We start from the raw sequence: 14,028 nt of genomic DNA, 5'->3' as shown, positions 1-14,028 counted from the left end.
TTGCGGGATCTGCGTTCTTTCTCTTACCCGAAATGCCCGTGCAAATACCACTGCTCCGTCCGCTCCGGTGTATAGTGCCCGAGGCGGAAGAGCCAGTACCGCCGCCCCTCGGCGTCTTCCACGCAGTAGTAGTCGCGGTGGGCGCCTTCGCGGATCCACCACTCGGGCTCGATGCGCTCGGGGCCGTCGGCTTTGACGATGCGGTGCAGCACGCCCTTGTAGCGGAAGTTCATCGGCGGGTAGTCGGGCACGGGCGCCGTCACCTCGATGCGCTCGGGCGGCTCCAGCAGTTGCAGGGGCCGCGGGCGCGCGGTGTTCCAGGCCGCGGCGGCGCTTTCGTCCAGCGCGGCCGCGGGGCGAAAGGCGCGCTCGGGCCAGTAGTGCTCGGCGGGCAGGAAGCGCTGCACAGCCGCCCCCCCGAGCTTGCCGCGCAGGCGGTCGATGAGGGCGCCGAGCTCGGGGTGGTCGAGGCCGCCGCCCGCCTTCCAGAGCGCATCCTGCACGGCGTCGGCGTCTTCCACTACGGGCGCTTCGAGCACGAACAGCTCGATGCCCAGTGCCGGCGCGATCGTTTCGAGCTTGAGGCGGAACAGCTGGAAGAGGTGCGCTTCGCCCTGCGCGGGGCGGCTGGTACCGATCTCGATGCCCTGCTCGGCGCCGTCGATGCGGTAGCCGCGGAAGACGGCCTTGCGCAGTCCCTTCCCCTCTTTGCGCAGGCGCGCGCAGAGCGCTTCCAGCAGGCGCTGCAGCGCGATCTCGATGCCGGTGCGCGTGCGGATCGGCTCGATGCAGGGCAGGCGCTCGCTCCAGGGCTCGGCGGGATAGAAGGGCGTCAGCCATTCGTCCTCCTCACCGAGCGCCTGCCGCAGGCGGCGCAGCAGTTCCACACCGAAGCGGCGCCGCAGCGCGGGATGCGGCAGCGCCGCCAGGTCTTTTATCGTTCGCAGTCCGAGCTTGTGCAGGCGCGTTACGGTGGCGTCGTCGAGGCGCAGCGCCGGCACGGGCAGGGGCAGCAGCGCTTCGCGGTGGCGCTCGCGCACGGCGATGGGAAGAGTGCCGTAGCGGGCGAGCGCCCAGGCGCCGCCGATGGTGGAGGCCATGGCGGCGCGTACGGTATAATGACGGTCGCGGAGGCGCTGCACGAGCTCCTGCAGGTAGGCTTCTTCGCCGCCCCAGAGGTGGGCGCAGCCGGTGGCGTCGAGGAGGATGCCCGCGGGCGCGTCGGCCGCGGCCACGGGGGTGAAGCGGATGCACCATTCGGTGATGCGGTCGAGCAGCTGCGCCGCGAGGCCCGGCTTGTCGTCGAGCACGGGCAGGTCGGGCAGCAGCGCGCGGGCGTCGGCCAGCAGGGCGCCGGGTTGGATGCCGGCACGCGCCGCCGCGGGGCTCGCGGCCGTCACCACGTAGCGGTTGTGCACCGGCGCGCGGAGCACGAAGGCGCTGTCGCGCAGGGCGGGCTGCTTGCGGGCGTGCCAGTCGGTGGCGAGGTAGGGAAACCAGATCGATACATAGCGTTTTTCCATCAGCCGGCTTTTTGTTGAAGGGTGGGCAGGGCGGCGAGGCGGGGCAGCACGCGGAAGCGGCCGGCCCATTCCACGTCCCAGGAGCCGGGCTGCCCGTTGCGCACCTTGAGCAGGCGCACGCGCCAGCGGGGGCGGCCGAGGCCGGGCAGGCCGTCGTCGGTAGCCGAAGCCAGGGGTGCGATCTGCCAGCGGCACACGGCGGTGTTGGCGCCGGCGCGCGCGCCGCGGCGCAGCGCCAGCAGGGGCACGCCGCTGCTTTCGATGGCCAGCTGGAAGCGGCGGCTGTCGGTAAACGTGAGGTCGCGCAGCTCGCCCACCACCGCGCCCAGGGCCGCGCACTTCAGCGCCTCGTCGAGGGCCCAGGGAATGTCTTTCTCCCGGATGCGATCGAGGAAGAGCACCTGCTCCGGACGGATGCCGAAGGCCTGCAGCGCCGGCGGGTAGAGGGTGCGGCGCGTGCCCACCCACAGCGCGGCCCCGCCGCCCTTCAGCAAAGAAGACAGCAGGCCCGCGATGAAGCCGCCCGAGGCCGCCGCGCTTTCGGCATCGGCGCACAGGAACTCGTGCAGCGCCGCCCGCGGAAAGACCCCGTTGGGAAAGGCGGCATTCATCCGCCCGAGCCCAATGGGATCGGCCACTTCCAGCGTGGGCGTGCGAAACCCTTGCAGGGCCAGCACCTCCTGCCGGAGCTTGGTGAATATATCGGCTTTGGAAGGCATCATCCGTGCGGCAAGTTTACTAAATATTTTAGCAAACGGAAGGCCAAAGAAATGCACATCGCCGTTAGATCGGGTGCCAATGGGTTGAGGATCAGGGTGGGGAAGAACTTATCGACAGGCTTAGGGAAGTGCCCGTCATTGCGGGCCATGCCTTCAACTATCTTTCACAACAATCCCAACCCATCGCGATACCCGCGGCCTACGGGGATCGACACGCCGCCCACTTCCACTTCTTCGGCGGTATACGCGTCGATGCGGTCCACCGCCACGATGAAGGATCGGTGGATGCGCCGGAAGCGCGCCGGCGGGAGGAGCGCCTCCAGCTCGTGGGTGCTCATCTTCGTCAGGTATTCGCCGCGCAGCGTCACCACGCGCACGTACTCGCGCTGGCTTTCTACATAAAGAATGTCGGCGAAGGGCACCTTCACCTTTTTCTTCTGGATGCTGAGAAAGAGGTGGTCTTTTTCCGACGGCGGCGTTGCGGCTGTTGCAGCCGGCGTTGCGGCAGCGGCGGGGCCCACCTTGTTCACCGCCACCAGGAAGCGCTCGAAAGAAACGGGCTTCAGCAGGTAGTCGGTCACGTTGCGCTCGAAGCCTTCCACCGCATACTGGTGATAGGCCGTGATGACGATCACCGCGGGCGGATGCGCGAGCGTGCGGAGAAAGTCCATGCCTTTGAGCTTGGGCAGGTGCAGGTCGAGGAACATCAGGTCCACGCGGTGGCCGCGCAGGTATTCGCTGGTCAGCAGGGCATCGCTGAAGGTGCCGGCCAGCTCGAGGTAGGGCACCTGCGCGATGTAGCCCGACAGCACTTTTACGGCCAGCGGCTCGTCTTCTACTATGATGCAGGTGAGCTTAGACATGGCTTGCCAGGTTGATCGTTAATCGGGTAGTAAAATCGTTGTTGCCGGGCAGCAGCTCCAGCGCGTAGTCGGTGTAGAGCAGCTCCAGCTGGCGCCGCAGGTTCGACAGCCCGATGTTGGCTTCCACCGGCATGCCGGGATCGGGGTCGGCGGAGTTGCGCACGGTGAAGGCGAGGCGGCGGTTCTTCACGCGCAGGTCGATCTCCACGAACGAGCCGCCGCGCGTTTCCGACACGCCGTGCTTGAAGGCATTCTCCACCAGCGGCAGCAGCAGCAGCGGCGGCAGCGCCTGGTGCCCGTCTTCCACGTCGTGGCGGAAGGAGATGCGCAGGCGCTCGTCGTAGCGCAGGCGCTCCAGCTCCAGGTAGTCGTCGATGATGCGCAGCTCCTCGCTGATGGCGATGCGGTCGCCGCCGGCTTCGTAGAGCATGAAGCGCAGGATGCCCGACAGCCGCAGCACCGCCTCGGGAGCCGCATCGCTTTTGTCGCTCGCCAGCGCGTAGATGTTGTTGAGGGTGTTGAACAGGAAGTGCGGGTTCGTTTGCGCCTTCAGGTAATTGAGCTCGGCCTCCTGCTTTTCGATGCGCAGGCGCTGCGCATCCTGGCGCAGTTTATAATGCAGGTAGAGGTGCCGCAGCACGGCGAAGAGCACCAGCGCCATCAGGCTGGCATAAAACTGCTGGCTGGCATTGTGGCCCAGCGACCGGAATTCCGTCAGCGGTGTATAGATACCGAGGGCGATGCCTGCATTACGCCAGTACATCAATCCCGCCGACCACAGCAGGATATGCGCGGCCAGCAGCAGCAGCGACAGCGGCCAGCCGCGGCGGCGCCAGTAGCGGAGCGTCCACTCAAAGAATAGGAAGTGCAGCGGCGTGATCCACAGGATGCGCCAGGCATTGTTGACCGCGCGTGCGTTGGGGTGATCGGGGAAGGAGTGGGCGTCGCTCACGATGCGGATGCACAGGTAGATCAGCGCCATGGCGCCGAACAGGAGTACACGTTCCCGGGTGATCACTTTCCGCATCGCAGTCAAGGTAACGCAATTGCGCGGTGCAGCCTATGGGCGTCAACGGGTGCGCCCTTCGGGTCTACAGGAAGCGGTTCCGCGTCGGCGGGCCGCCGCCCGCGCGTTCGTTGCCGCTTTCCACCCCTTCGCCCGCGCAGCCCCGCCGTCTGTTGACGACGCCCCCGGCGCACCGGCAAATGCGGGTAACGTTGGTGTACAAAACCTCCACGTATGAAACTCGTAGTATCGCTTCTCGTACTCTTCAGCCTCCTTGCCACCGCTGTGTGGGCACAAAGCGGCCGCAGCGCCGGACAGTGGAAAACCTGGCATATCCCCTCGGGCGCCTCCTTTCGCCTCCCGCCCCCACCCGATCACCGGGCCGAGCTGGCCACCGTGCTGCAGCAGCAGGCGGCCCTCGACAGCAACGCCCGCCGCGACATCACCTTCTGGAACGCCGGCGCCCCCGGCTATCGCTGGCAGGAGCTGATGGGCAAGCTCTGGACCGTAGACACCACTACAAAGGGCGTGCTGGCCAACATGCTGCTCGCCACCGCTATTTATGATGCCACCGTGGCGGCCTGGAATACGAAGTACGCCTACAAGAGCCTGCGGCCCTTCGAAACCGACAAGCGCGTGCGGGCGCTCGCACCCGTGACCGCCGCCCCCGCCTATCCCTGCGAGCACGCGGTGGCGGCCGGTGTGGCGCAGACGATCATCGCCCACTTCTACCCGCGCCTCGCCGACTCGGCGCAGCATATGGCGCAGCGGCAGATGGCCGCGCGTGTGGCGGCCGGTCTTGCCTGGCCTTCCGATACCCGCGCCGGCTTTGCTCTCGGCCAGCGCGTGGCCGAGGCGGCCATCGCCCGCACCCGCGACTTTGTGCCGGCGGCCGCCTGGGACGGCAAGCGCCCCGACGGGCCGGGCGTATGGCAGGGTAAGCCCATGTTCCCGATGGCCGGGAAAAACCGCACGATGGTGCTCGACAGCGCCAGCGAATACCGTCCCGGCCCGCCGCCCGATTTTACGCGCGACATGGCCGAACTGAAAAGCTATAAGCAAACCTTTTCCTCGAAGGCCAACGCCTTTTATTTCGCCACGCAGAACTTCGGCGGCGACCTCCTCTTCCAGAAGCTGTTTGAATACAACGAAATGCAGGATCCGCCGCTGGCCGCACGCGCCATCGCCGCCGTGGCCGTGGCTTCCTACGATTGCTTCGTAGCCTGCTGGGACGCGAAGTATACCTACTGGGCGCAGCGTCCCAACCAATACGATACAACCTACCAATCGCTCCTGCCCACGCCGCCCTTCCCGGGCTACCCGTCGGGCCATGCCGTGATGTGCGGCATGATGGAGGAACTGTATTCCTACCTGTTTCCCTACGACCGGCCCTTGTTCCTGAAGAAAGCGAAAGACGGCGCCGAGTCGCGCTTCCAGGCCGGCATCCACTTCCGCAGCGACAACGACGCCGGCCTCGACCTGGGGCGCAAGGTGGCGGCGCGCGTGGTGCAGCGCCTGCGGCAGGATGGCGCCGATAGTGCGGGCAGGTGGTAAACGGCCGCTCCCGACCTTTACCCAAACATCCATCATGGCACTGCGTATCCTGCTCACGGGCGCCTCGGGAATGGTCGGCGAGGGCGTCCTGCTGGCGCTGCTGGAGCGTCCCGAAGTGCAGTCGGTCACCTACCTCGGCCGCCGCACTTCGGGCCACCGCCACCCGAAGCTCACCGAAGTGCTCACCCCCGACCTGGCGCAGCTCAACGACGTGCGCGACCGCCTGCAAGGCTTCGACGCCTGCTTCTTTTGCGCCGGCATCAGCTCCATCGGGATGAGCGAGGCCGACTTCACCCGCAGCACCTACGACCTGACGCTGTCGGTAGCGCACACGCTGCTCGGCCTCAACCCGCACCTCGTCTTCACCTACGTGTCCGGCGCGGGCACCGACAGCAGCGAAAACGGTCGCCTCATGTGGGCACGCGTGAAGGGACGCACCGAAAATGCGCTCAGCGCCCTACCCTTCCGCGGGGTGTATCACTTCCGACCGGGCTTCATGAAAACGGTGCCCGGGCAAATACACGCCAACCGGTATTACAAATATTTCAGGTGGCTCTACCCGGTGCTGATGCGGCTGGCGCCGAATACCGTTTGTACGCTGGACGAAGTGGCGCGGGCGATGCTGCAGTGCGTTGCGGCCGGCTACCCGAAACGCATACTGGAAGTGAAAGACATCCGGCAGGCCGCCCGCGCTGAAGAGAACTGGTAGCGGCGGAGGGGTGTCGCAATGACAGGCATACGCCCGTCGGGCCTCCTCCATCCGTTAAAGCCATCACTTTCTTTGCCCCCGCTTACCTTCGGCACAGAAGCCCTTTTCATGAAACCGATCTTCCTGTTCGCCTTGCTGCTGGCCGCCCTCTGCGGCCGCGCCCAAGCCCCCGCCGACCTCGTCAACCCCCTCATGGGCACCGACTCGAAGCCCGACCTCTCCAACGGCAACACCTATCCCGCCATCGGACTGCCCTGGGGGATGAACTACTGGACACCGCAGACCGGGCGTATGGGCAACGGCTGGCAATACCAGTACGGCGCCGACCGCATCCGCGGCTTCAAGCAAACCCACCAGCCTTCACCCTGGATGAACGACTACGGACAGTTTGCCCTCATGCCCGTCACCGGCCACCTGAAGTTCCGGCAGGACGACCGCGCCTCCTGGTTCTCGCACAAGAGCGAAACGGCGCTCCCGTATTTCTACCGTGTGTACCTCGCCGATGCCGACGTCACCGCGGAACTCGCTCCCACCGAGCGGGCGGCGCAGTTTCGCTTCATCTTTCCGCAGACCGACTCGGCCTTCATCGTCGTGGATGCCTTCGACCGCGGCTCCTCGATAAAGATCGACCGGCAGCGCAACACGATCAGCGGCTGGAGCACGCGCTACAGCCGCGGCACCATGCCCGGCTTCCGCAACTACTTCGTGCTCCAATTCGACAAACCTTTCACCTTGGCGCAGACGTGGCACGACAGCGTGCTGCTGCGCGACAGCCTCGAGCTGACCGCCAACCACAGCGGCGCCGTCGTTGGCTTCCGCACCCGCAAGGGCGAGGCCGTCCGCGTGCGCGTGGCCTCCTCGTTCATTTCGCTGGAGCAGGCCGAGATCAACCTGCGGCGCGAGCTGGGCAACGATGATTTCGAGACCACGAAGCGCAAGGCCCGCGACCGCTGGAACGACGTGCTGGGGCGCGTGGCCGTATCGGGCGGCAGCGAACAGCAGCAACGCACCTTTTACTCCTGCCTTTACCGCGCCGTGCAGTTCCCGCAACGGCTCTACGAGACTGACGGCCTCGGACATATCATTCATTACAGTCCGTATACGGGCCAGGTGCTGCCGGGGCGCCTCTTCGGCGGCACGGGCTTCTGGGATACGTTCCGCGCCCTGTATCCTTTTCTCAACCTCGTGTATCCTTCCATTAATAAAGAAATGCAGGAAGGATTGGTCAACGCTTACAAGGAAGGCGGCTGGCTGCCCGAGTGGAGCTCGCCCGGCTATGCCGACATCATGATCGGCAACAACTCCGCGTCGGTGGTGGCCGACGCCTACATAAAAGGCCTCCGCGGCTACGGCATCGACACGCTGTACCAGGCCCTGCTGCATGGCGCCAACAACGAAGGCCCCCTGAGCGCCGTGGGCCGCTACGGCGTGGCGTACTACAAGCGCCTCGGCTATGTGCCCTACGACGTAAAGATCAACGAGAGCGCCGCCCGCACGCTGGAATATGCTTACGACGACTTCACCATCGCGCAGCTGGCCAAGGCCCTGAAGCGGCCGGGGGCGGAGATCGACAGCTACACGCTGCGCAGCCGCAACTATACGAAGCTGTTCGACCCGCAAACAAAGCTGATGCGCGGCCGCAATGCCGATGGCTCGTTTCAATCGCCGTTCCATCCGTTCAAGTGGGGCGATGCCTTTACTGAGGGCAACAGCTGGCATTACACCTGGAGCGTCTTTCACGACATCGAGGGCCTGAAGCGCCTGATGGGCGGCAATACCAACTTCGTTAAGATGCTCGACTCGGTATTTGCGCTGCCGCCGGTGTTTGACGAAAGCTATTACGGCGGCGTCATCCACGAGATCCGCGAGATGCAGATCATGAACATGGGCCAGTATGCCCACGGCAACCAGCCCATCCAGCACATGATCTACCTGTATAACTACGGGGGACAACCCTGGAAGACGCAGTACTGGGTGCGCGAGGCGATGAACCGCCTCTACCAACCCACGCCCGACGGCTATTGCGGCGATGAAGACAACGGGCAGACCTCGGCCTGGTACCTTTTTTCCGCGCTGGGCTTCTACCCGGTTTGCCCCGGCACCACGCAGTACGTGCTGGGGGCGCCGCTGTTTCCCAAAGCCACGATCCGGCTGGAGAACGGCAAGACGATCACGATCACCGCGCCGCGCAACAGCACGGCAAACCGCTACGTGGGCCGGCTTACCCGCAACGGCAGGCTGTGGAACAAGAACTGGCTCGACCACTTCGACCTGCTGAAGGGCGGCACGCTCCAGTTCGACATGCAAGCCCTGCCCAATAAGCAGCGCGGCACGCAGGCATCGGCGTATCCGTATTCATTGTCGAACGAGTGATAGAAGTCGGAGGTTTGTTTCTCGCAGAGTTCAGGGAGCGTTTCACGGAGCGCACGGAAAGCGTTTGACGTACCAACAAACACGGGAGGTGAACGTTCGTGCTGAAACGTCGTTTCTGATGCGGGTGCGAGGGACGCCGCAAGCGGCAGAGAAAAATCCACTCTTCGCAAGAGCGGTTCTTTACCAACCCGGCAGCATAGGGAAAGGCTGACCTCCTCAGCCCGCAGGGCGCCTCTCGTCCCCTCGAATAGCAACCGCCTCAAATCTATAGGACCGCCAGAGTGATCTGTTGGTAGCGAACCTGCCTCTCCGTGCGCTCCGTGAATCGCTCTCGTTTCTCTGCGTTGAAAAACTTCCTCTACTCTTCCAGCAACTCAAAGGACATCATTCTTCCTTTATTCCAGCCACCCAGGCTTCGCACATTATGCGGATATTATGAAAGGTGGCACGCTGCGGTTTGTGATGACGCCCACCCCACCCCGGCCCTCCCCGGGCGGGGAGGGAGGGTTCTCACCCCAGGCCCCTTCCCAGAGGTGAGGGGAATAATAATCCCTTAGTTTTCAGTTGTCCCATTGAGACGTGCGCGCAGTGCCTTCAATACAGATGGCATATCCCATAATACCTGTTCATTGGTAAACCGGATCATGTCGAAACCTTCGTTCAATAGATCGATCCGGCGTTGCTCGTCGCGTTCGGGTTGGTCTCCTTCGTTGTGGTAGCCGCCGTCGACTTCAACGATGAGCCGCTTCTCCAGACAAACAAAATCGACGATATACTTTGTAATGATGTGCTGCCGCCGGAAGCGGTGGCCGTCGATCTGTTGTTTCCGGATCTGTTGCCAAAGGGCTTTCTCGGCAGGCGTCATGCCCCTTCGGTTGGCCCGTGCAAAATCGATCTTACTCCAGTATTCTTTTTCGGTGGCGTGAAAACAAAGGCGCCGTCTGTTGCTGTCTTTCATGATCCGAAGCAACAGCGACTCATCGGCTAAACCATGTGAAAACAAACAGGATTTTCTGGGATTTTACCCAACCCACCCCGGCCCTCCCCGGAAGAGGGAGCGCTTTTCCTGGACGCTCCTCCAATCCTAGCTTTTGGCGGTAGACCAAGAATGAATACTTGCTAAAACAGTTCTTAAGGACGCCTGACTTTGCTTACTTTAGCGTTTCAAGTATAAGGCCTCGATGCCATAAGCATCGAGGCCTTATACTCCCCGGGAGGGAGGGGCCGGGGGTGGGGTTTCTCCCTCCCCCCTGGGGAGGGTCGGGGTGGGGTAAAAAAAAGACTCCTGTTAATACAGGAGTCGTCACCTAAACCAACTGCATGTGCCCCAGGGTTGGGGCGTGTGAGCAGGGCTCGAAAATAGAGAAAATTTGAATTTAAAAAAAGTCGTGGCGGCAGGCTTTTTGTGCGCTAAGGGCCGGGGCTTAAAAAAAGCCCCGGTAAATCCTTAGTTATGGCTCAAAATAAATATGCACTCATCACCGGCGGCACCTCCGGAATCGGCTACGAACTGGCCCGCCTTTTTGCCCGCGACGGCTATAACCTGCTGCTCGTAGCCCGCACCGAGGCCGACCTGCAGCAGCGCTGCCACGACCTGCGCACCGAGTTCAGCGTGGAAGCGACCTACATCGCGAAAGACCTTTTCCAGCCCGAAGCGGCCTTTGAGCTCTACGGCGAGGTGAAGCGCCGCGGCTTCTGGATCGACGCCCTCGTCAACGACGCGGGGCAAGGCCAGTATGGCCTGTTCGCCGAAAGCGACATCCACCGCCAGCTCGACCTCATCCAGCTCAACGTATCGGCCCTGACGGTGCTTACCTACCTGTTTCTGAAAGACATGATCGCCCGCAACTCGGGCAAGATCCTCAACCTGGCTTCCATCGCTTCGCAGCTGCCCGGCCCCTGGCAGGCCGTATACCACGCCACGAAGGCCTATGTGCTGTCCTTCACCGAGGCGGTACGCTCCGAGGTCAAAGACAGCAACATCCACATCACGGCGCTGCAGCCCGGCGCCACCGATACCGACTTCTTCAACAAGGCCGAGATGCAGGAATCGAAGATCCTCGAACAGGGCCTCGAAGATCCCGTCAAGGTGGCCAAAGACGGCTACGAGGCACTGATGAACGACGAGCACAAGGTGATCTCCGGCGCCAAAAACAAGGTGATGGTGGGCCTAAGCAACATCACGCCCGAAGACAAAGTAGCGGATATGATGAACAAGATGCAGGAACCCAAAAAGGATGTCTGACCCAGATCTCTGATCTCGGATGTCGGATGTCTGATGTCTGATGTCTGATTTTAGTAAGCCCGGATGCCCATGGCATCCGGGCTTACTCTATAGTACGCTGCGCATCAGGTACTGCCCCGAATTGCAGGAACTACCCCAACCCTCTCCTTTGGAGAGGGTCGGGGTGAGCTCACTCCTCCTTCCCTTCGGGAAGGAGGTCTGGAGGATGGGCCGGGATGGGCCGGGATGGGTCGGGATGGGCCGGGTGGGTCTGGCCCGGCTTTTTAACCACTTCCGTCCAAAAGGCACAACGACCCATGCAGAACGGAACGATGATTCAGCTATTTCACTGGTATTCGCCCAACGACGGCACTTTCTGGAACTGGGTGCGCGATACGGCGCCCCACCTGGCTTCCCTCGGCATCACGGCCGCCTGGCTGCCACCCGCCTGTAAAGGCGCCGGCGGCGCCGACGCCGTGGGCTACGATGTATACGACCTCTACGACCTCGGCGAATTCGACCAGAAAGGATCCGTGCGCACCAAGTACGGCACCCGCGAAGAATACATCGCCGCCGTACAGGCCCTCCAGGCCGCCGGCATCCAGGTGCTGGCCGACATCGTGCTCAACCACCTCGGCGGCGGCGACGAAACCGAAACCTTCAGCGCCCAGCGCGTAGACCCCGAGCACCGCCTCACCCCCATCGCCGAGCCCGAGGAGATCGAAGCCTTCACCCGCTTTACCTACCCCGCCCGCGCCGGCCAATATTCCGATTTTGTGTGGACCCACCAGTGCTTCAGCGGCGTCGACTACCACCACGGCACCCAGGAAACCGCCGTCTTCAACATCCTCCAGGAATGGGGCAACGACTGGGAAGAATTGCCCTCCGATGAAAAGGGCAACTACGATTACCTGATGTACAACGACATCGAATTCCGCAACCCCGCCGTGCGCGAGGAGCTCGCCCGCTGGGGCCGCTGGTACCACGACACCGTGGGCTTCGACGGCCTACGCCTCGACGCCGTAAAGCACATCTCCCCACGCTTTTACAACGAGTGGCTCGACCGCCTGCGCGCCGAAACGGGCCGCGAGCTCTTTGCCGTGGGCGAGTACTGGGCGCCCGGCCGCCCCGACCTGATACGCACCTACCTCGGCGCCATCGACGAGCGCATGAGCCTCTTCGACGCCACGCTCCAACACCGCTTTCACGAGGCGGGCAAAGCGGGCAATGGCTACGACCTTACGACCATCTTTCACGATACGCTCCTCGACGCCCGCCCCGACAAGTCGGTAACGCTCGTAGACAACCACGATACGCAACCGCTGCAAGCGCTGGAGGCACCCGTGGAGCCCTGGTTCAAGCCGCTGGCCTATGCGCTCATCCTGCTGCGCGAAGAAGGCTACCCCTGCGTATTCGCGCCCGACCTCTTCGGCGCCCATTACACCGACACCGGCCGCGACGGCAATGAGCACGAGATCTTCCTTCCCGTCATTGACGAACTGCCGGCCCTGCTGCAGCTGCGCCGCGATGTGGCCCACGGCCCGCAGCGCAGCTGGTTCGACCACCCCAATTGCATCGGCTGGACCCGCGCCGGCACCGACGACCACGCCGGTTGCGCCGTTGTGCTCTCCAACGGCGAGGGCGGCCACAAAGACATGGAGCTGGGCGTCCGCTGGGCCGGCCACAACTTCCGCGATGCGCTGGGCAAGATCGGCGACACCGTCACCATCAACGAAGAAGGCTGGGGCCGCTTTCCCGTGCCGGCGGGCTCGGTGAGTGTGTGGACATGGGACGCTGCCATCCGGCAACACTAGATCCCGTTTGCACGCCGGCGGCCGGAGCCTTTGGCGCGGAGGCCGAGGCGAACGGGATGACGGTGCGCGCACCGTCATCCCGTAAACCCCATAGAATCATCCCCCATGTGGGTGGCTGCAGGCGGATGGGGCCCCACGATCATTTCCCACTTCCCATCAACCGGTGCCCTGGCCCGGAGCCCCTCGGGGCCCCATTCCCCAATGCCGCTCACAACGCTGCAGCCCGTATGGGGCCAATGCGCGCCGCGCAAAGGGTCGTCATCCCGTTCGCCTGCGAACGGGACCTCATCGCGCTAGGCCTCGCCCCTGAACGCAACTGTAATGCAGCCGGGACCTCCGCACGAAAGGGCCTCGTCTACGAACGTATCCCGCCTGCTTTGCCCGCAGGTAGCTGGCTTCATCAGACCCTCCTCAAGCCCTTGGGCCCCCATCACCCGAATGTATTTGTTTACGAAGCAGCCCGTATGGGGCCAATGCGCGCCGCGCAAAGGGTCGTCATCCCGTTCGCCTGCGAACGGGACCTCATCGCGCTAGGCCTCGCCCCTGAACGCAACTGTAATGCAGCCGGGACCTCCGCACGAAAGGGCCTCGTCTACGAACGTATCCCGCCTGCTTTGCCCGCAGGTAGCTGGCTTCATCAGACCCTCCTCAAGCCCTTGGGCCCCCATCACCCGAATGTATTTGTTTACGAAGCAGCCCGTATGGGGCCAATGCGCGCCGCGCAAAGGGTCGTCATCCCGTTCGCCTGCGAACGGGACCTCATCGCGCTAGGCCTCGCCCCTGAACGCAACTGTAATGCAGCCGGGACCTCCGCACGAAAGGGCCTCGTCTACGAACGTATCCCGCCTGCTTTGCCCGCAGGTAGCTGGCTTCATCAGACCCTCCTCAAGCCCTTGGGCCCCCATCACCCGAATGTATTTGTTTACGAAGCAGCCCGTATGGGGCCAATGCGCGCCGCGCAAAGGGTCGTCATCCCGTTCGCCTGCGAACGGGACCTCATCGCGCTAGGCCTCGCCCCTGAACGCAACTGTAATGCAGCCGGGACCTCCGCACGAAAGGGCCTCGTCTACGAACGTATCCCGCCTGCTTTGCCCGCAGGTAGCTGGCTTCATCAGACCCTCCTCAAGCCCTTGGGCCCCCATCACCCGAATGTATTTGTTTACGAAGCAGCCCGTATGGGGCCAATGCGCGCCGCGCAAAGGGTCGTCATCCCGTTCGCCTGCGAACGGGACCTCATCGCGCT

10 protein-coding genes are annotated in these 14,028 nt (G+C 63.6%); 5 read left to right on the top strand and 5 right to left on the bottom strand.

Annotated features, from left to right (window positions below; translation table 11 throughout):
* Positions 1 to 23 precede the first annotated feature (23 nt).
* The 4 genes from E0486_RS16305 to E0486_RS16290 all read right to left on the bottom strand — a co-directional run bounded on the left by E0486_RS16305 (position 24) and on the right by E0486_RS16290 (position 4,132).
* Complete coding sequence (locus tag E0486_RS16305) at positions 24 to 1,523, bottom strand: Y-family DNA polymerase (protein ID WP_131853727.1); 1,500 nt, start codon at positions 1,521 to 1,523, stop codon at positions 24 to 26.
* On the bottom strand, positions 1,523 to 2,245 hold the full coding sequence (locus tag E0486_RS16300) for an ImuA family protein (protein WP_243697463.1): 723 nt from the start codon (positions 2,243 to 2,245) through the stop codon (positions 1,523 to 1,525). Before E0486_RS16300 ends, E0486_RS16305 begins: the two co-directional genes overlap by 1 nt.
* Before the next feature lie 161 nt (positions 2,246 to 2,406).
* Positions 2,407 to 3,105 (bottom strand): LytR/AlgR family response regulator transcription factor, encoded by a 699-nt coding sequence (locus E0486_RS16295; RefSeq protein WP_131853725.1) that lies wholly within the window; start codon positions 3,103 to 3,105, stop codon positions 2,407 to 2,409.
* The gene (locus tag E0486_RS16290) at positions 3,098 to 4,132 is read right to left on the bottom strand and encodes a sensor histidine kinase (protein ID WP_131853723.1); all 1,035 of its coding nucleotides are present in this window, start codon (positions 4,130 to 4,132) and stop codon (positions 3,098 to 3,100) included. Before E0486_RS16290 ends, E0486_RS16295 begins: the two co-directional genes overlap by 8 nt.
* A gap of 213 nt (positions 4,133 to 4,345) precedes the next feature.
* Here E0486_RS16290 and E0486_RS16285 point away from each other — a divergent pair, with 213 nt between their 5' ends.
* The 3 genes from E0486_RS16285 (at position 4,346) to E0486_RS16275 (ending at position 8,747) form a co-directional block, all read left to right on the top strand.
* Positions 4,346 to 5,665: a phosphatase PAP2 family protein gene (locus E0486_RS16285; RefSeq protein WP_131853721.1), complete on the top strand. Its 1,320-nt coding sequence runs from the start codon at positions 4,346 to 4,348 to the stop codon at positions 5,663 to 5,665.
* Between the two features lie 34 nt (positions 5,666 to 5,699).
* Positions 5,700 to 6,374 (top strand): NAD-dependent epimerase/dehydratase family protein, encoded by a 675-nt coding sequence (locus tag E0486_RS16280; protein WP_131853719.1) that lies wholly within the window; start codon positions 5,700 to 5,702, stop codon positions 6,372 to 6,374.
* A gap of 108 nt (positions 6,375 to 6,482) precedes the next feature.
* Positions 6,483 to 8,747, top strand: a complete 2,265-nt coding sequence (locus tag E0486_RS16275; RefSeq protein WP_131853717.1) for a GH92 family glycosyl hydrolase — start codon at positions 6,483 to 6,485, stop codon at positions 8,745 to 8,747.
* 553 nt (positions 8,748 to 9,300) lie between these two features.
* Here the strand turns inward: E0486_RS16275 and E0486_RS16270 are convergent.
* Positions 9,301 to 9,705: an endonuclease domain-containing protein gene (locus E0486_RS16270; RefSeq protein ID WP_131853715.1), complete on the bottom strand. Its 405-nt coding sequence runs from the start codon at positions 9,703 to 9,705 to the stop codon at positions 9,301 to 9,303.
* 495 nt (positions 9,706 to 10,200) lie between these two features.
* On the opposite strand from E0486_RS16270, the gene E0486_RS16265 reads away from it, so the two are divergent.
* Entirely contained in the window at positions 10,201 to 10,992 is a 792-nt protein-coding gene (locus tag E0486_RS16265) for an SDR family NAD(P)-dependent oxidoreductase (RefSeq protein ID WP_131853713.1), read from the top strand.
* 296 nt (positions 10,993 to 11,288) lie between these two features.
* Entirely contained in the window at positions 11,289 to 12,785 is a 1,497-nt protein-coding gene (locus E0486_RS16260) for an alpha-amylase (protein ID WP_131853711.1), read from the top strand.
* Positions 12,786 to 14,028 lie beyond the last annotated feature (1,243 nt).

This window comes from Flaviaesturariibacter aridisoli (assembly GCF_004343705.1).
Classification (GTDB): domain Bacteria; phylum Bacteroidota; class Bacteroidia; order Chitinophagales; family Chitinophagaceae; genus Flavisolibacter; species Flavisolibacter aridisoli.
The sequence above is the reverse complement of the archived record's forward strand: the minus strand, read 5'-3'. Positions and strand labels throughout refer to the sequence as shown.